The 17,350-nt window shown below is 59.9% G+C and carries 14 protein-coding genes, 2 tRNA genes and 1 pseudogene; 8 read left to right on the top strand and 9 right to left on the bottom strand.

The window, feature by feature from the left end; genetic code table 11:
* Positions 1-124: 124 nt before the first annotated feature.
* The 3 genes from D8Y22_RS00815 to D8Y22_RS00825 form a co-directional block, all read right to left on the bottom strand.
* On the bottom strand, positions 125-832 hold the full coding sequence (locus tag D8Y22_RS00815; RefSeq protein ID WP_141462660.1) for a hypothetical protein: 708 nt from the start codon (positions 830-832) through the stop codon (positions 125-127).
* 376 nt (positions 833-1,208) lie between these two features.
* Entirely contained in the window at positions 1,209-2,180 is a 972-nt protein-coding gene (locus D8Y22_RS00820; protein WP_141462661.1) for a DUF2800 domain-containing protein, read from the bottom strand.
* 155 nt (positions 2,181-2,335) lie between these two features.
* Complete coding sequence (locus tag D8Y22_RS00825; protein WP_141462662.1) at positions 2,336-2,884, bottom strand: hypothetical protein; 549 nt, start codon at positions 2,882-2,884, stop codon at positions 2,336-2,338.
* Between the two features lie 213 nt (positions 2,885-3,097).
* Here D8Y22_RS00825 and D8Y22_RS00830 point away from each other — a divergent pair, with 213 nt between their 5' ends.
* The 4 genes and pseudogenes from D8Y22_RS00830 to D8Y22_RS00845 all read left to right on the top strand — a co-directional run bounded on the left by D8Y22_RS00830 (position 3,098) and on the right by D8Y22_RS00845 (position 6,135).
* On the top strand, positions 3,098-3,898 hold the full coding sequence (locus tag D8Y22_RS00830) for an SWIM zinc finger family protein (RefSeq protein WP_141462663.1): 801 nt from the start codon (positions 3,098-3,100) through the stop codon (positions 3,896-3,898).
* A 40-nt stretch (positions 3,899-3,938) separates the two neighbouring features.
* Entirely contained in the window at positions 3,939-4,667 is a 729-nt protein-coding gene (locus D8Y22_RS00835; RefSeq protein WP_246084319.1) for a hypothetical protein, read from the top strand.
* A gap of 537 nt (positions 4,668-5,204) precedes the next feature.
* Positions 5,205-5,579 (top strand): annotated as a pseudogene (locus D8Y22_RS00840) (SWIM zinc finger family protein); the annotation flags it as partial.
* 49 nt (positions 5,580-5,628) lie between these two features.
* Positions 5,629-6,135 carry an ERCC4 domain-containing protein gene (locus tag D8Y22_RS00845; protein ID WP_141462664.1) on the top strand — a complete coding sequence of 169 codons (507 nt, stop codon included), beginning with the start codon at positions 5,629-5,631 and terminating at the stop codon, positions 6,133-6,135.
* Positions 6,136-6,279: 144 nt separating this feature from the next.
* On the opposite strand, the gene D8Y22_RS00850 is transcribed toward D8Y22_RS00845, so the two are convergent.
* Positions 6,280-7,536 carry an RNA-guided endonuclease InsQ/TnpB family protein gene (locus D8Y22_RS00850; RefSeq protein ID WP_141462665.1) on the bottom strand — a complete coding sequence of 419 codons (1,257 nt, stop codon included), beginning with the start codon at positions 7,534-7,536 and terminating at the stop codon, positions 6,280-6,282.
* A 671-nt stretch (positions 7,537-8,207) separates the two neighbouring features.
* Positions 8,208-8,281: transfer RNA gene (locus D8Y22_RS00860), tRNA-Phe, on the bottom strand.
* A 315-nt stretch (positions 8,282-8,596) separates the two neighbouring features.
* Here D8Y22_RS00860 and D8Y22_RS00865 point away from each other — a divergent pair.
* On the top strand, positions 8,597-9,043 hold the full coding sequence (locus tag D8Y22_RS00865) for a DUF7344 domain-containing protein (protein ID WP_141462666.1): 447 nt from the start codon (positions 8,597-8,599) through the stop codon (positions 9,041-9,043).
* 325 nt (positions 9,044-9,368) lie between these two features.
* Here the strand turns inward: D8Y22_RS00865 and D8Y22_RS00870 are convergent.
* Positions 9,369-9,442 (bottom strand) — tRNA-Val (locus tag D8Y22_RS00870).
* A gap of 61 nt (positions 9,443-9,503) precedes the next feature.
* Here D8Y22_RS00870 and D8Y22_RS00875 point away from each other — a divergent pair.
* Both D8Y22_RS00875 and D8Y22_RS00880 read left to right on the top strand, forming a co-directional pair.
* The gene (locus D8Y22_RS00875; protein WP_141462667.1) at positions 9,504-9,995 is read left to right on the top strand and encodes a DUF192 domain-containing protein; all 492 of its coding nucleotides are present in this window, start codon (positions 9,504-9,506) and stop codon (positions 9,993-9,995) included.
* 72 nt (positions 9,996-10,067) lie between these two features.
* A complete protein-coding gene (locus D8Y22_RS00880; protein ID WP_141462668.1) occupies positions 10,068-12,014 on the top strand; it encodes an ABC transporter ATP-binding protein in 1,947 nt (648 codons plus the stop codon).
* Positions 12,015-12,160: 146 nt separating this feature from the next.
* On the opposite strand, the gene D8Y22_RS00885 is transcribed toward D8Y22_RS00880, so the two are convergent.
* Together D8Y22_RS00885 and D8Y22_RS00890 are read right to left on the bottom strand one after the other, a co-directional pair.
* Positions 12,161-12,895 (bottom strand): hypothetical protein, encoded by a 735-nt coding sequence (locus D8Y22_RS00885; RefSeq protein ID WP_141462669.1) that lies wholly within the window; start codon positions 12,893-12,895, stop codon positions 12,161-12,163.
* A gap of 239 nt (positions 12,896-13,134) precedes the next feature.
* Positions 13,135-13,479: a DUF5789 family protein gene (locus D8Y22_RS00890; protein WP_141462670.1), complete on the bottom strand. Its 345-nt coding sequence runs from the start codon at positions 13,477-13,479 to the stop codon at positions 13,135-13,137.
* Positions 13,480-13,689: 210 nt separating this feature from the next.
* Here D8Y22_RS00890 and D8Y22_RS00895 point away from each other — a divergent pair, with 210 nt between their 5' ends.
* On the top strand, positions 13,690-14,907 hold the full coding sequence (locus D8Y22_RS00895; RefSeq protein WP_141462863.1) for an MFS transporter: 1,218 nt from the start codon (positions 13,690-13,692) through the stop codon (positions 14,905-14,907).
* A gap of 92 nt (positions 14,908-14,999) precedes the next feature.
* On the opposite strand, the gene ppsA is transcribed toward D8Y22_RS00895, so the two are convergent.
* Complete coding sequence (gene ppsA, locus D8Y22_RS00900) at positions 15,000-17,330, bottom strand: phosphoenolpyruvate synthase (protein WP_141462671.1); 2,331 nt, start codon at positions 17,328-17,330, stop codon at positions 15,000-15,002.
* Positions 17,331-17,350: the final 20 nt, after the last annotated feature.

A 17,350-nucleotide genomic window follows, 5' to 3' on the forward strand; every position in this document is an offset into this window, starting at 1 on the left:
CGTACCCGGTCAGTCGATAACTCATAGGGATTGTCGTAGCCAACCGGCGGGTTCGAAGTGTGGTCTGTAACGACGTTTCTCGGTTTGTCGTTGAAAAAACGATGAACTCCGACGATAATCCCTATCAGTTTTCGTACCTGCTAGGGTCGAGCACCACCGACTCCATGGTGTTGGTGTTTACCGCCAGCGATTCCTCGAACGTCGGCGTCCCGGACGCGGAATCGTATCGAACCTCGAGTTCCATCTCCGTCACCAACGCGCCGTCCGCGGAGACCGCCGCGCCGTCGTCTGCCGAAAACTCGGCAGTCGGCGGGGCTTCGAACGCGTCTGTGATGTCGCCGTCGTCCTCGTGGACGATCTCGACGGGCGTCGTCTCGAGGGTCAGCGAAGTGTACGTGCCCGCGGGAATGCCGAGATCCCACGTGAGCGTGACGGTGTCGCCGGCCGGCCCGGTTTCGTAACCGGTAAGATCGACGGGTACGCCGACGGGAACGGTGACATCGGCTCCATCCGCCCTGGACAACGTGGCGCTTTCGACGGTGACGGCGAAGCGGTCGTACTCGCCGACATCGCCGTGGCTCCTGATCGTCGTCGCAAGGACATAACTCGCCTCGTCGGACGGCCCGTCCACGTCGGGATTGGCCAGAAACGCCGGATCGTCCGGCGTCTCGACATCCCACCGGTCGGCACTGTTTCCGTCTGTTCCGGAGTTGTCGGTTCCAGTTGGCCCGGTCTCGTCGTCGCTACTCCCCGTACAACCTGCCAGCACGGCGAACGCTGTCGTCGACCCAGCGACCAGCAGGCTGCGGCGGGTTCGTCCGTTCCGATACATACCCACCTATCCCGTGGGGATAGTATATCGTTCAGCTAACGTCACTGTAATCGCACACATTACCCCGACACAATAGCGACCGTCACTACGTTCGTCCTCGAGGTCCGCCAGTCTCGAGGACCGTCGGCCGTGTCGTCCTCGACGCGGGGTGGAGTCACTGACGACGCGTGGCTCGTTCGGCCCGGTCCCACGGAGCGGGTCGAGGCGTTCGGGAAACTCTCCCGGATTGTGACCTCGAGCACGCTCGAGACTCCCGGATTTGAAGTACCGTATTACTATCAAGCATTACAGGGTAGTCGATTCAGCAATTTCGAGGGGGAGCCCCCGGCCTCAAGGAGCGAGGCGCGTATGCGCCGAGGGAGTAGGGAGGGGTAGTTTACCGTTGCAGTTGTGATCCGGTACTAAAACTCGTGAGGTCGTCAATCCGGTCTTCGAGTGCGTCGATTTCTCGTCGTAGATCGTCGGTCTCTTCCTCTTCGCTCGCTGCTAGGCGGTCTTTCAGCCCCTGGAGACGCGACTCTTTGACGTCTTCGTCGACCTCGGATTTCCGGACGTATTCGCTCTCGTCGATCTCGTAGACGGCCGACTCCGGGAGCTCCGTCACCTCCAGAGCCTCGTCGACCTTGCTCGAATCGACGCTCGTCACACGTTTCCGGTCGATCCCTTCGTCCTCCAACACGGCTAGTACTTCCTCGTCATCCTTGAGCGAGCGGTTGCGGCGTGATGTCCGCTGAACGGATCCGTACTGGCCGTGGACCGGTTGGTCGTGATGCAGTCTGTCGAGCAACACGTCAGCGACATCCTGTCGGAACTCGTTGGCGTTTCGCTGAACGTCCGAACACAGCGTGTAGAGATTCACGAGCATGTTCGTCTCCAGTTCAGAAAGATCGGACACGTCGTGACGCTCGAGCGCGTCGATGAGAAGTAATGCGTCCGAATAGACGTCCACTCCATCAGGTTCGACGCGCTCGCTTTCGTCCGTCCCTGTCTCGTCACCAACCAGTTGCGTAGCAGTCGTGCCTTCTTTTTCCGTGATGGTCCCCGTCTGCTCGTCGATCTCGAAGCGAGGATGAAGACTCAGTACAGCGGGGTATGGAGCGGCATCTGGTGGAAGTCGATCGAGGTCGAAACCACTGTCTACCTCCCGTATCCGCCGGTAAAGGGTTTCGAACTGTTCGCGCTGAAGGGGCATTCGTTCCTCCGTCTCCGTGAACGTGACGACGACACGGTGTTCCTGTACGTCTGTGATGCGGAATCGGTCGTGAGAGAGCGGTGTGATGAGCTCGGCACCGTTGGAGAGATCGTCAAGTTCGTCGAGAAGCGTGTGCCAACTGACGCTGAACGGCATGGATATGTGTTGGTCCGCTTCGCATAAAACCTTCAGGACACTCATCATACGGACTGCTGTGATTACGTTCGGCAGGATTCGACAGACCAGCCACGACAGGGGTTGATACGGGAGGGTCGTGACAGCATGGCGGGAAAGAGTCACAGCAATCCGTATCAATCGAGGCCTGCTCGCCGCCGGAACTCCGCCTCGAGTACGGCGAGTATCTCGTCCAGTTGGTTATCGGGCAGGTCGGCAAACGTGGCTCGATAGAACGTCTCTGTGACGGTTAGTTGCTCGTCGAGTACTCTCTTCGGGCCGTCCGCGTCTCTGGCGCGGTCGATTGCCTGGTCCCAGATGTCCTTATTCGGTAGCCGTTCGAATTCCGCGCCCACGAGCAACGCGGGGTCGAAATCGAACTCCCGCATGAGTTCGGTCACCTCCCACTCGCCGGTCGTAAGATCGTAGGTGTACCGCTTGCGGACGTGCCACCGGGCGGGCGTCGGCATCCTCTTCCCCGTCGAAGAGGTCGAGGAGAACGGTCCCGACGGATGGCGCTCGATGCGGAAACTGAACGATTCCTCGTCGATGGCCCACCAGCTTCCCCGGGACTTGATTGTCTCCATCGTTAGCCCGTCCGGAAGCGAGATGTCGTTCCGTTCGAGAAACCAGATGACGTCGTCACGATCGACGAGATCCGGCAGATCTGAATTGTGATCTGCCATGTCGGTACTTGGAATCCCTCCAAGAAGACATCACCGACGAACTCACAACCGTCCGAGCCGAAGAAGATACAAGAGAATGACAATCTACCGACTCAGCGGCAAGTACGAGTACGATCCGACTTCGCTGTGGCGCGACATCGTCGTCGGAGCAGACCGCACGCTCGGCGACCCGACACCAAAATCAGATTAGGTTCTCGTATCGAAGGACAACACATGAACGTCGACCGAAAAACGGTCCGGAATCGAAGCTCCGACGCAGTATTTGATCGCGGAGAAACCTATCGGGAGGAGGGACGCGTTCGGGAGCTCGACCGTTTCGACGACCTCGTTACCGCGACTGTCCGGGGATCGACACTGTACGATGTGACGATCGAATTCGGCGGGCAGAGCATCGACACACAGTGTACGTGCCCGTACGACGGCGGCGGCGACTGCAAGCACGTCGTTGCAGTATTACTGGACGTTGCCGCAACCCCGCCACAGGACGAAAGCGAGGACATAGAGACGGTCTTGGACGACGTGTCGGCTAACGACTTGCGTGCGTTTGTTCGTGACGCCCTCGCCGAACACTCGGAGTTGCGCGAACAGTTTCTCGCACGATTTGGTGACGACCACAAATCAGTCGACGCGTACCGCGAGGAAATCGCACAACTGTTCGAGCAGCACGCTGATCCGGTTGTGTACGAGGCCATCGACTTTTCGCGGTTTTTCGGGCTCGCAGACCAGTACCGTGACCACGACCGGCACCTGGCCGCTGCGACCGTCTATCGGGCGGTGTTCGAGGAGGTCGACGAGAAATCGAACTGGATCGATGGTGCCTACGACCACTACGCACGGACGATCCAGCGAGCACTTGATAGCTACGCCGATTGCATCCTCGCAACCGATCCAACCCCCGAAGAGTTCGACACGTACGCTGGCGTTCTAGAAGCACGAACGACGACGGAACCGCCGATCAACAACGAGCAGTTCCGGCGTGAACTAGATAATCTCGAGGAACGATACAATGAGTGAGTAAACAGAGAGATTTGATATCGAGATCGGGAGTGGAACAGTGGCACATATCATCGATACGGAGGTCGATGAAACTGGGGATGACGATCCCTTCTCACTTGGACACTCTGCACCCGGCGAGAAGATGTGCAGTCGGGGAAACCGTAGCTTCCGAAGCAAACAAGTTCCGTTTCCGGAGTTTGTATCCCACCACGATATCGACAAGGAAGGCTTCGAGGGCGACGCACCGGAGATAATCTGTTCGTACTGCTGGTCGAATACGATCAACGGAGTAGCGGAAACACAACAACGAGACGATGATCTCTCCGGGCGGATCGGGACCGTCGGGTACCGTCTCCGGTGGAAGCAGAAAGGTCGCGCACGCGAAGAGTGGTACGATGTCGTTGTCAGTCCCGACACGACGATGGCTGAACTGGACCGACTCGTCTGCCGGTTCACCACGCTCGATGATTTCCACCTCCGGATGTACGGCCTCGAAGACGAATATCTGGACTCTAGCCTCAACGTGATTCCTGACCACCAGTACGAAAAAGTGGCAGATCCGACGTACACGAAAGCCAGCGAGATGACGGTCGGAGAAGTCGCCGAACGTGCCGACCTCTGGGACGGCGACAGACTCAGCCTCGTCTATGATTTCGGGACGCCGTCGTACTTCTACTGTATTATCAAGGAGATCTATGGGCCAACGGAGATCGAGGAGTTACTCGGAAATAGCGATAGTATCGTCTCTACTGAGACGGCTGCGATATTGACCTCCTCCACGCCCTGAAGGACGTGGAATCCGACCATCGGATTTCCGCCGAGCGTGGCGTTCGAGGTCCCAACCCGCACTCAAGGGGAACCGGCAGCATCTCGGAAGACACAGTCTTCCGACGGTCCGCGAGAGCTTTGCTCTCGCTTGATACCGGCGAAACTATCCTTTTCTCCCCTGTGTAGGGCTGTGGCCCGGCCAAACAGGCCCCATCGGAATCCGTGTCATCGCCGTGCGAACCACCGCTGGTTCGCCACCCCTTGTGGTTCGGGGCCGGCATCTCACCGATTCCGTAGCGTTCCATGCTACACGGGGCCATACAAAAACACTTGCGGTCGGAAATCCGTCATCCACCGTCCGTGGTCGGTGACTGATACGGTTTACTGTAAGTCGTTACCGCCGAAACCGCGACCCGTCTGCGGTTTCGCCGGTAAATCGTTACAGCAATCCGTATGAGTTGTCCGCTCAACCCCCGCCTGTTCGCTCCTCGGTTCCGACGGAGCGTCGGAACACTCGTCACTCACGGGAAGACGGGGGTATGCGCTCGTACCCTTATCACTCTACGAGGAGTTCGAACGGCAGTTCGAGGATGACCGACAGAACCTCATCAGGATGTACGTCCACGAAGGTGAGCGCGAAAAAGCGTTTGCGGAACTGAAAGAAAGCGAGAATCTCTCGCTGGTTCGTCAGTATCGGGAGTCAGTCGCAACCGTCGATCCAGTCGAGTACTTCGAGTTTTACCGGGAACTACGCATTCCGTTTGCCGCTGGTGAGACCGGACGGCGTCACTATCGGAAGATTGCCGACCACCTCGAAGAGATGCAGTGTCTGGTCCCCGAGGAGCGATTCGAGGAGTTCCTCGACTTTCTGAAGGACAAACACTCGAACCGACCAGCGTTTCTCGACGAACTGGAGAAGGCGGGATTTTGATCGTCTCCGACCGAACGTTTACCCGTGATGCCAGGTCCAGCCCCAACTGATGGCTGAAACTCGAGAGACCGATTCAATCCCAACAACTGTTCTCCGAGATACGCGCGAGCAGCGCCCGTGGGGATTCGACAACCTGCCAGTCGAGACACGAGACGTGACGCTCTCGACGGGTGACTACACCGTTCCGGAATACTGTACACACGATTCCGAGCTCGACACGTATCGTCCACACTTCGCAATCGAACGCAAGTCCGGCCACGATTTTCTCACTGCGATCACCTGGGAACGGGACCGATTCGAACGCGAGCTACAGCGGGCGGCCGAATGGCCACACCCTCTTCCTGTGATCGTCGAGACATCGTGGCAGACACTACTCCGGAATCGTGGTTGCATGGCAAGACGGGACATCCATCCGACTCAGATCGTGGGGACAGTCACAGCATGGAGCCAACACTACAACGTCGCCTTTCATTTCGTAGAGACACGCAAACGTGGCGCACTCTGTGCATTCCTGCTGCTCGTCCGCTACAGGCTGGTTCGGCAGTTTGAGAAGTAATCTCGATTTTATTATTGCGACCAGTGAACACGTCGAAGGCTCCAAAAATCATCCGCTTCAAATCGGCGGAGCACTCGGTGTCGAATGACACGCATTGACATCCTCACCCGCCTGAAGGCGGGGTGAATCCCGAGCGTTGGGATATTAGGGTTTGCAGTCGACCTGTTCTTGTGGGTGAAATGCACCCGTGGTTGTATCGAACAGGTAGACTCCGGGCTGTGCCAAGCAGCCGTTACTCATATCCCCGGTTGGGGGAGTTTGAGTTATCTTTCGGCGGATATTCACCGCACCATTGATGTCTGCGTTCATCGTGGTTTCGCACGATTCACAGACATACAGCCCACGCTCGACGCGATTGGCTTCACGAATCTGTCCACAACACGAACAGGTTTTCGAGGTGTTTTCTTCGTCCACCCGGTCCACGAGGATTCCGTGTTCTTCGGCCTTGTATTCCAGTAGACGAGTGCAGCGGTCAAACTCCCACCCGTGCAACTTTTTGTTTCCGCGCTGGCCCCAATCCCGTGAGTCGCCGTCCTCATCCTCACGAATGTCGCTCAAGTCGCCCACGGCTATCGTGCCGATTTCTTCCTCGATACATCGATCAACGATGTGTTTCGAGAGGGTGTGCAGGAAGTGGTCTTTTCGGCGAGAGAGTTTCCGGCGAGCGCGTCGTGCCCGCTTGGATGGACCATTCTCTCCTCCTGTCTGGTATTCTTCGCGGGTGAAGTAGTGCTTGTCCTCTTTGAGCCGGTTGCCCGGATACAACTCGCTTGGACCGTCTTCGTAGTCGATAGCGAGGTAGTTACTGATCCCAAGATCGATTCCGGCGGTCTTGTCACCGGGTGCATCTTCGACGGGAATTGCTTTCTCACAGACGAGGTGCAATTCCCATTGGTCGCCGTTCCAGACCGCCCGTACCTGCTGGATGTTCTCGATAGTTACGTCCGGGCGCGTCTCGTATTCCACGAGAATGAAATCTGAGCGCCCGTCTTTGAGGTTCCAGCCTTTCGAGAGGCGAACCTGTCCGTGCTTGTCGTCGTGTTTGATGCCTTTCTGTTTCCAGGTGACGGTCGAGCGCGGGTGTCGGTCGCCACGTTTCCGGTAGCCCGGTGGGTTGTTGCCGTTGTCGGAGTTGTACCAGCCCGTCAACGCCTCAGCAAGCTCTTCGAGAACTCGCTGACTTGACTGAGAATGGAGGTCACTGTAGCGTTCGTGGTCTTTCAACACCGATTTGAGTTCTTTCTCGTCGGGAATCTCACCGTCGTCGTCCCACCGGCCCTGGATGTAGTAGCGACCAACGTTCCACAGTTTCGATGCTGCAAACCCGCACTGGTCGAGAGCGTCACGAACCTGCTGGTAGTTCGTGATTGTGGCAACGTAGGTGCGGGTCGTTTCTAGCATCGCCCTGCTTTATAACTAGTTATGGGTAGAATAGTATTAATAGTATCGGTTGACGGTGGAATATCCTGCCGGGCTGTCACTCGGTGGTCTGTTGCTCACCGTGTCGGCTTCATCCCCCGCCTGTTCAGTCCTCGGTTCCGACCGCTCAGGTCGGAACACTCGTCCCTCACGGGAAGGCGGGGGTATTCGCCTTGACTTTCTATAATTTGGGGAGAAATAGTACGGTTACGCTCGAGCGAATCCTGTCACGTATGTCACCCGAAGAGATGTCCAACGACGAACCCGAGTGGGTAGGGACATGGAAAGAGCACGCATCGGCGTTCGATCGGGTGAAGTCATACGGATTGCTGTAACGGTTTACCGGCGCAACCGCCGCCCGGGTCGCGGTTGCGCCGGCAATGACTTACAGTAAACCGTATGAGTGACGCACATACCGGTCCGGTTGCCGGAACGACGCGAGGTTCGAACGGCCTCCGTTCAGAACGTAGAATAGCTGATCGGTTCCTGCTGCGCACACGCAACGCTCGCAGGCATTTGAACCGTGAGTATGATGCCGCCTCCCGGATTGTGAACTACGCCTGAGAACCTGCTCACCTCGCTCGCAGAACCTCAGCCTAGTTCAAATCCGCTCGGATAGATTTCTCTCGCTCACGGATTGTTCGCGAGAGAAATGCCGCCTCCCGGATTTGAACCGGGGACAGCTCGATCTTCAGTCGAGTGCTCTCCCAGTCTGAGCTAAGGCGGCGCACTTCTACCTCCGTCCATGGTATAAAAAAGGATTTCGAATTGGGATTCCTCGGGTAGGGATCACGATCACGGGTCGGGCGATGGGTTTGCACGATCGCAGTCCAATAGTTCGACAGCGGACGTGTCACGCTGTCGTCCAACCGTCGTTCGTGCCGGCCTCGATGACATTCCCACCGTTGCGCCGCCAGTGCGTGTGCAAGCACCAGACTCCTAATGGTGAGGATACAGCCGGAAATCACGGGTTTGGATCCTGCGTATCGGATTTCTGGATATTCAAGACACCCTTTTCCGCTCACGGGAGTAAGATCGTGTTATGGCAGCACTTACCTCGAGTCAGGGGACGCGTGAGCTCTCGGCTGACACTATCCTCGAGTTGCTCGCCAACCGGCGGCGCCGGTATCTGCTGTACGCGCTCCGGGGGCGTGAAGAGCCGATCGAGCTGTCGGCACTGGCCGAGCGCGTCGCTGGCTGGGAACACGACATCCCGCCTGACGAAGTAGCGAAGAACGAGTACAAGAGCGTCTACGTCTCTTCCGTGCAGTGTCACGTTCCAAAACTGGCCGACGCCGGCGTCGTCGACCACGACGAAGACAACCACACGGTGATCCTCGACGACAACTTCGAGCAACTCGAGCCCTATCTCAGAGTCGTCATCCGTGACGAACCCGAAAATTCGACATTACACGCCGCACTCGAGGCTGAATCCGGTGACAGCTTCTTCAGCCAGATCAAAGAAAACGTCGCGCGGCTCAAGCACTGACTACTCGCTCCAACCGCAGTCGGACTCCCGGCAGTGTGGTATTAGGGCCGCTCCGTCTCGTGGCATCGATTCGACACCCTCGGGTTGTTCGAACCAGTTCGAGTAGGGCCGTTCGTCGAGAGTGAGTGCGTACCTTGTCACCTCGAGGTCCTCGGTCCACGTACCTGCTGCTCGCGAGTTTGCTCGCAGCAGGAAGTGGGCTCGGGCGGGTTCGAACCTCGCCCAGACGATCGGCCTCACTTCGTTCGGCCGCTGCGACTGGTCTGGTTCGAACCGCCCTCACGTCAGATTGCTGTCGCTCACGAATTGTTCGCGACAGCAATAGTGGGCTCGGGCGGGTTCGAACCACCGACCTCGGCCTTGTAAAGGCCGCGTCATGACCAGCTAGACCACGAGCCCGCATTCGATGCAAGTCCCCGCGTCCGAATAACCTTTACTTTCTCGTGGCACACCACAGCGCATGGTCGCTGTCCGCGTCTGGAAAGTGATACTGCTCGTCGGTCTTCTCTCGGTACTCGGCGTCGCACTCGTTCAGGCCGGTGTCCTCCCCGCTCTCTGGGGTGAGGACCGGGCCGAGGTTCGGGTTCTCGAGGCCGACGGCGAGCCGAAAGCCGTCGTCGACGCCGCCGTCGCAGACACCACTCGAGAGCGCTATACCGGGTTGAGTGACCACGAGTCGCTCGAAGCGGGCCACGGTATGCTGTTCGTCCACTCGAGCGAAGATGACCGAACCTACGTCATGCGCGAGATGGACTTCGACATCGACATCGTCTTTATCGACGCCGATCGCGAGATCACGTCGATCGAGCACGCCCGCGCTCCCGACCCCGGCGAGGACGGCGAGGATCTCCAGTACAGCGGCCGAGCGCAGTACGTCCTCGAGGTCCCACGCGGCTACGCCAACGAGACGGAGATGGCGGTCGGCGACAGGGTTGAAATCGAGTACACGTGAGCGAATCCGCGCCAGCGCAGTGTTTCGATTCGTCGCAAACCCTTATTGCCAGCCCTCCCCGAAATGAACGCAATGGAGGGCGTCGATTGGGACGACGACGATCCGTTCGAAGAGCAACGGGATCAGGTCGAGAGCCCGATGCGACGGTTGCTCTTCGAGTACGGCCGCCCCTACTGGGTTTCGATGAGCGTCGGTCTCGCCTCGAGCGTGCTCGCCCGCGCGCTGGATCTGCTACCGGCACTCTTGCTGGCCGTCGCCATCGACGCGATTTTCGGCGATGCGGCGTTCGCCGAGCAAGTGCCGCTGGTGGTGCTTCCGGAGGCGTGGCTCCCGACGACCCAGGACGGGCAGTTCTGGTTCGTCGCGATCACGATCGCGGCCTCGTTCGCGTTCGGCGCGATCTTTCACTGGCTACGCAACTGGGGGTTCAACTCCTACTCCCAAGAGGTCCAACACGATGTCCGGACCGCGACCTACGACAAGATGCAGCGGCTGGATATGGAGTTTTTCGCGAACCGCCAGACCGGAGAGATGATGTCGGTTCTCTCGAACGACGTCAACCAGCTCGAGCGCTTTCTCAACGAGGGGCTGAACTCGGCGACGCGGCTGCTCGTGATGGTGCTTGGCATCGGCTTGCTGCTGTTCTGGCTCGAGCCGCAACTGGCGCTGGTCTCGCTCGCGCCCGTCCCGCTGATCGGGATCTTCACCTATATTTTCGTCAAGAAGATTCAGCCGAAGTACGCCGCCGTCCGCTCGTCGGTCGGCAAGGTGAACTCCCGGCTCGAGAACAACCTCGGCGGGATCGGCGTCATCAAGTCCTCGAACACCGAGCGCTACGAATCCGACCGCGTCGAGGATGTCTCGAAGAAGTACTACGACACGAACTGGGAGGCGATCTGGCTGCGCATTCGATTTTTCCCGACGCTGCAGCTCATCTCGGGGGTCGGCTTCGTCCTCACGTTCGTCGTCGGCGGTTACTGGGTCTTTACGGGTAGCGGTCCCGGTCCGTTCACGGGCACCTTACAAGAGGGTGTCTTCGTCGCGTTCATCCTCTACACCCAGCAACTCGTCTGGCCGATGGCCCAGTTCGGCCAGGTCATCAATATGTATCAGCGTGCGGAAGCCTCGAGCGAGCGTATCTTCGGCCTGATGGACGAAGAGGGGCGCATCGAGCGCGACGCGGACGCGGACAGGCTCGAGATCCGAGATGGACGCGTCGAGTATGACCACGTCAGCTTCCAGTACGACGACGAGACGGCCGAGCGGATCATCGATGACGTCTCGTTCGACGTGGCCGGCGGCGAGACGGTCGCACTCGTCGGTCCGACGGGTGCCGGCAAGTCCACGGTCCTCAAGCTCTTGCTCCGGCTCTACGACGTCGATCGGGGCTCGATTCGGGTCGACGGCCAGGATATCCGTGAGGTGTCGCTCTCGAGTTTGCGCCAGTCGATGGGCTACGTCGGCCAGGAGTCGTTTCTGTTCTACGGGACCGTCGAGGAGAACATCGCCTACGGGTCGTTCGACGCGAGTCGGGAGGAGATCGTCGAGGCCGCACAGGCTGCGGAGGCCCACGAGTTCGTCCAGAACTTGCCCGACGGCTACGACACGATGGTCGGCGAACGCGGTGTGAAACTCTCGGGCGGCCAGCGCCAGCGCGTCGCCATCGCTCGGGCCGTGCTCAAAGATCCCGATATCCTCGTGTTAGACGAGGCGACCAGTGACGTCGATACGGAGACCGAGATGCTCATCCAGCGTTCGATCGATCACCTGACCGAAGAACGAACCACCTTCGCCATCGCCCACCGTCTCTCGACGATCAAGGATGCCGACCAGATCCTCGTCCTCGAAGGCGGACAGGTCGTCGAACGTGGTACTCACGAGGAACTGCTCGCAAACGCTGGCCTCTACTCGCACCTCTGGGGCGTTCAAGCCGGCGAAATCGACGAACTCCCCCAGGAATTCATCGAACGCGCCCAGCGACGGCAGGCTCAAACCGAACTCGAGGACGACGACGACTGACGTGAGTCATACGGTTTACTGTCAGTCATTTCCGGCGCAACCGCGACCCGGACAGCGGTTGCACCGGTTGACTCGCTTCGCTCCTCGACCGAGGCTCGTCTCACACAGTTCGACTCACCGCCGGGACATCGGTACAGCAACCCGTATCACTGCTGTCCGAGACTGTTGTAGGAGTCGTATAACAATCCTCGAATGCGGTTCCCGCTCGTCGTATCGACGAACGGATTTTTCGTTGGTGGTTTCACGGTCACCGGATACGCGGCGATTGCATCCGCCGCAGGTCGTGTTCCAGCGGCGATGTAGCCGATCGGGAGATCGAACGCATCGATAAGACGACAGATGCTCCGGGCATAGAGGTTCGTCACCGTCCGATGGGCGGTCATGAGATCGTTCTGGTTCTCACCGTTCCAGTAATCCGGATGAAACGAGACGAAGTGGGCGAGAAACACGTACTCGACGCCCATCAGGAGGAGCGAAAGGGCCTGCCCCAGCCCAGCGTAAAAGCCGTCGTTGGAACGGAGTTTCGGCATGACGCGTCCATCTCCCGTTTGTTTGGCAAAATGCTTCGCTTCAACTGCCACGAGTGGGCTTTGTTGGGTCGCCCCATCAGTCTCGCAGTAGAGCAGATCGATATCCGGCTGTATCGGGTGTTGATACTGTTTTCCGACCGCATCTGGACGCTGTCGTCCGTCCAACACCTCGATCATTTCCCACAGATTGACTTCCCGTCGCGCCCACACCGACTCGTCTTCTCGTAACCGGCCGATAATGCCGCTGACGATATTCGCTTCCTGAACGTTGTCGGGGGGAGCGTGGTCGTATATTTTCACCGGCGTTTCAGAAAACAGATCTATAAATCGCTCGTACGGTTGCTCTCCCATACCGGTTCCTCTCGTACGGCACGTGTATCGCTTGTGGCAGATCGGACGACGACGGGACGGCCCCATCGGCTGTGATGGTACCGTCGCTGCAAGCACGGTTTCGTCCATCGATCTGTCAGCACCAATACATGGGAAGAAAACCGATCAGCGCCTGCTACGAACGACGATCGACATCGCGCATCTCGTCGCGCGGAATCAGTGAGTAATCAGCTCCGAATCCGAGTGTTCGTCACACGGAATCAAAACGACTCCTGTTCGCGTTGGCCCTCTTGCTCCGGCGCACCCTCGTCCTGTCGGTCCTCGCCCGCCGCCGGCGGCGTTCGGTCGCTGTAGTTCTTCCGTCCGATTGCCTCGTCGCTCACCATGTTCATGATCGCCTGCTCGACCTCGTCGGCCGACTCGTACTCGTCTTCCCCCATCGGCCCGATAAGTTCCTCGAGCGTCATCGTTTCGTCGCCCATCACCACCTCCCGGTCGCCGTATTCCTCGAGGAGATCGTCCTGACTCGTCGGGTAGTCGTGGCTCTCGAGCTCGTCGTCGAGAGCACCGACATCGACGCCGAGTTCGCGGCCATTGTCGGTCATGCTCGGGCATATCGTAGCGATGGACAAACCCGTTGGGCCTGCCTTCGCGGGCTACCCGCCAACGGGTAATCGAAAGACACAATCCGGTGGCCCGGTGGATCGGTGACATGCACCGAAATCGGGACCGACCGACGGCCGGTGTCGACCCCGACGGCGACGCTCGAGGTGATAGATCTGAACGCTAACGATCGGTCGATCACGGGGTTCGTAATGGCCGCTCACGGGCTCGTCCACACCTACGAGCTGTCGATTCCGATCCTGATGACGATCTGGCTGCTCGAGTTTTCGGTGACAGCCGCGGTCCTGGGAGCCGTCGTCACCGTCGGCTACGGGTTGTTCGGCGTCGGGGCCTTGCCGGGTGGCATCCTCGTCGATCGGTACGGCTCTCGACGGCTGATCGTCAGCTGTCTCGCTGGCATGGGGCTGTCCTTCCTGCTGTTGAGCGTTTCGCCGACTGTCGTCACGATCGCGCTGGCGCTTGGCGTCTGGGGAATCGCAGCGAGCGTCTACCATCCGGCAGGACTCGCACTGATCAGCAACGGGGTTCAGGACGACGTCCGCGGGACGGCCTTTGCCTACCACGGCATGGCGGGCAACGCCGGCATCGCGTTTGGGCCGCTGGCGACCGCGCTCCTGTTGCTCGTCGTCGACTGGCGACTCGTGGCCGTCGCCCTCGCGATCCCCGCACTCGTGGCCGCTGTCGTCGGCGTCCTGGCCTCGTTCGACGAGACCGCAGCACTCGAGGCCGAGGCGGCGACACAGGACGAGCCAATTCGATCGCTCACGGCGTTTCTCGGTGGCTCCCGGCGGGTGTTTACGGTCGGCTTTACGATCGTCTTCGTGCTCGTCATGTTCAACGGCCTCTACTACCGGGGGATTCTCACCTTCCTTCCCGAGATGCTCGATGAGTTTCTCACGACGCATCTGGGGGCGATCGAACTCGGTTTCTTCGGACCTGACAGTCCCGTCGCCGACGAGTTCGATCTCGCCCAGTACGTCTACGTCGGGCTGTTGACCGTCGGCATCGGTGGCCAATACCTGGGTGGGAAACTCACCGACCGACTGCCGCCCGAACGGGGTGTGGTCGCCTGTCTGAGCGCCCTCGTGGTCATCGCGCTCGTCTACACGCCCGCTGCCGAGGCCGGCCTCGCACCCCTCGGTGCGATAAGTGTCGCACTCGGATTCGTTCTCTTTGCCTTACAGCCGTTGACCCAAGCGACCATCGCGAAGTACTCGCCGCCGGATTCGCGCGGGCTCTCGTTTGGCTATACCTACCTCGGCATCTTCGGTGTCGGCTCGCTCGGCGCGACCATCGTCGGTGGGGCGCTCACGTATGGTACTACTGTCACCGTCTTTTTGATCCTCGCCGGCTTCGCCACAATAGCCTGTACGCTCGCGATCGTCCTCGTCGCTCGAGACGGGTTCTAGTACCCCAAAGATCGATTGCAGGATAGGATCGACCCACGCTGGCGAATACGAGCCTACAGTACAGCCGTGAGGCGCCACCAGCCGTCCGAGCGTTACCGAACCGAATCGAGCAGCAGCTTCTGCTCGACTCGCTTTACTTCGTGTTGGACATCGCGGACGGCGTCGATGTTCGCCGAGACCGAACTGATGCCCTCGTTGACGAGGAACTGGACCATCTCCGGCTTCGAGCCGGCCTGGCCGCAGATGCTCGTATCGACATCGTGCTCGCGACAGGTTTCGATGACGTCGCCGATCAGTCGCAAGACGCCGGGGTGGAGTTCGTCGAACCGATCCGCGACGTTCTCGTTGTTCCGGTCGACCGCCAGCGTATACTGGGTTAGGTCGTTCGTCCCGAACGAAGCGAAGTCGATGCCCGCCGCCGCCATCTCCTCCACACAGAGTGCGGAGGCTGGCGTCTCGATCATCACGCCCCACTTGCGTTTGTCGGGGTCGATCCCCGCGTTCTCGAGTTCGCGTTTCGCCCGGTAGACATCCTCGGCGTCGTTGACCAGCGGGAACATGATCTCGACGTTGTCGTAGCCCAACTCGTAGAGCCGACGGAACGCCTCGAGTTCGTGGCCGAAGACGTCGGTCCGGTCGAGCGAGCGGCGAATGCCTCGGTAGCCGAGCATCGGATTGTGTTCGGCTGGCTCGTCCTCCCCGCCCTCGAGTTGGCGGAACTCGTCGGTCGGGGCGTCGAGGGTGCGCACGCGAACGGGTCGGGGGTAGAACTCGTCGGCGACGCCGCGGATGCCCTCGACCAGTTCCGTGGTGTAGTCGTCGGGGCTGTTGTTCGCGATGTACTGTTCGGGCGTCTGATTCAGCGAGAGAATCATGTGCTCGGTTCGGAGCAGACCAACGCCGTCGGCACCCGTCGCCGCCGCGCGCTCGGCGGCTTCCGGAATCGAGACGTTGACTTTGACCTCCGTGGCGGTCATCGGCTTGACCGGCGACTGCGGGCGGACCTCCTCGACGGGTTCGGTCTCCTCGTCGGGGTCGACCTCGCTCCCCTCGAGGACTGCGCCTTTGTCGCCGTCGAGTGTAACGACGCGGCCGTCCTCGAGGATCGAGGTGGCGTTGCCGGTGCCGACGATGGCGGGGACGCCCAGTTCCCGGGAGACGATGGCGGCGTGGCTGGTCATGCCGCCCTCGTCAGTGATGATGCCCGAGGCGCGTTTCATCGCAGGCACCATGTCGGGCATGGTCATCTCGGTGACGATGACATCGCCCTCGCTGACTTTCGCGAGATCGTCGAGTTTCGTGACGATCTTCGCGGGCCCGGAGACGGTGCCCGGACTCGAGCCCAGCCCGTCGACGATGACATCGCCGGAACCGCTCCCGGTCCCCGTCTTGGCGCCGGTCGCTTGGGTGCCGCTGCCGTCGGTGACGCCGTCGACTGGATCGGCGGTTGCGTCTGTGGCGTCGGCGTCGTCGGCGTCGTCGATCGTCGTGATCGGGCGCGACTGCAACATGTAGATCTCGTCGTCGGCGATCGCCCACTCGACATCTTGGGGATCACCGTAGTGGTCTTCGACGTGTTCGCCGAGTTCGACGAGACCGTCGATTTCGTCCTGGTCGATGACGCGCGCGTTGCGTTTGTCTTCGGGGACCGCGCGTTCGATCGTCTCGCCAGTGTCCTCGTCTTTGACGTGCATGACCTTCTTGTCGGCGACCGTGACATCGACTTCTTCTTCGTCACGTGGGATGACGTAATTGTCCGGTGAGACGGCACCCGAGACGACGGCTTCGCCAAGCCCCCAGGCAGCTTCGATGATCATCGTCGGCTCGCCGGTCGAGGGATGGCTGGTGAACATGACGCCGGATTTTTCGGCGTCGACCATCTGCTGGACGACGACGGCGATGTTGACCGTCGAATGATCGAACCCCTGCTCCTGGCGGTAGTAGATCGCTCGCTGTGTGAACAACGACGCCCAACACTCTCGAACGCGATCGAGAAGGTTTGCCTCGGTGACGTTCAGAAACGTCTCCTGCTGGCCGGCAAACGAGGCGTCGGGCAAGTCCTCTGCCGTCGCCGAGGAGCGAACCGCGACGAAGGCCGCCTCGTCGTCTTCACCAACCTCGTGGTAGGACGCGAGGATTTCCTCGCGAAGCTCGTCGGGAAACGGCGTCTCGAGAATGAGTTCCTGTGCGCGCTCGGCGGCGTCGGCCAGCGCGGTCGAATCGTCGGCATCGACGTCGACGACCTCGAACAGTTCGTCGTCGATGTCGGCCGATTCGATGAACGATCGGTACGTCCCCGCGGTCACCACGAACCCCGGTGGGACTGGCAATCCAGCACCAGTAAGTTCGCCCAGGGAGGCACCTTTGCCGCCGACCGTCTCGAGGTCGTCGGCGCTGATCTCGTCCAGCCAGAGTACAGCCATTGCTATCTACGTGGACTGGT

Origin of the sequence: Salinadaptatus halalkaliphilus, assembly GCF_006543045.1 — an archaeon.
Lineage (GTDB): Archaea > Halobacteriota > Halobacteria > Halobacteriales > Natrialbaceae > Salinadaptatus > Salinadaptatus halalkaliphilus.

Bases quoted from the DNA above. Each gene is read 5' to 3' on its own strand.
- D8Y22_RS00815 (WP_141462660.1), bottom strand. From the start codon at position 832: ATGTATCGGAACGGACGAACCCGCCGCAGCCTGCTGGTCGCTGGGTCG.
- D8Y22_RS00820 (WP_141462661.1), bottom strand. From the start codon at position 2,180: ATGCCGTTCAGCGTCAGTTGGCACACGCTTCTCGACGAACTTGACGAT.
- D8Y22_RS00825 (WP_141462662.1), bottom strand. From the start codon at position 2,884: ATGGCAGATCACAATTCAGATCTGCCGGATCTCGTCGATCGTGACGAC.
- D8Y22_RS00830 (WP_141462663.1), top strand. From the start codon at position 3,098: ATGAACGTCGACCGAAAAACGGTCCGGAATCGAAGCTCCGACGCAGTA.
- D8Y22_RS00845 (WP_141462664.1), top strand. From the start codon at position 5,629: ATGGCTGAAACTCGAGAGACCGATTCAATCCCAACAACTGTTCTCCGA.
- D8Y22_RS00850 (WP_141462665.1), bottom strand. From the start codon at position 7,536: ATGCTAGAAACGACCCGCACCTACGTTGCCACAATCACGAACTACCAG.
- D8Y22_RS00865 (WP_141462666.1), top strand. From the start codon at position 8,597: ATGGCAGCACTTACCTCGAGTCAGGGGACGCGTGAGCTCTCGGCTGAC.
- D8Y22_RS00875 (WP_141462667.1), top strand. From the start codon at position 9,504: ATGGTCGCTGTCCGCGTCTGGAAAGTGATACTGCTCGTCGGTCTTCTC.
- D8Y22_RS00880 (WP_141462668.1), top strand. From the start codon at position 10,068: ATGGAGGGCGTCGATTGGGACGACGACGATCCGTTCGAAGAGCAACGG.
- D8Y22_RS00885 (WP_141462669.1), bottom strand. From the start codon at position 12,895: ATGGGAGAGCAACCGTACGAGCGATTTATAGATCTGTTTTCTGAAACG.
- D8Y22_RS00890 (WP_141462670.1), bottom strand. From the start codon at position 13,479: ATGACCGACAATGGCCGCGAACTCGGCGTCGATGTCGGTGCTCTCGAC.
- D8Y22_RS00895 (WP_141462863.1), top strand. From the start codon at position 13,690: ATGGCCGCTCACGGGCTCGTCCACACCTACGAGCTGTCGATTCCGATC.
- ppsA (WP_141462671.1), bottom strand. From the start codon at position 17,330: ATGGCTGTACTCTGGCTGGACGAGATCAGCGCCGACGACCTCGAGACG.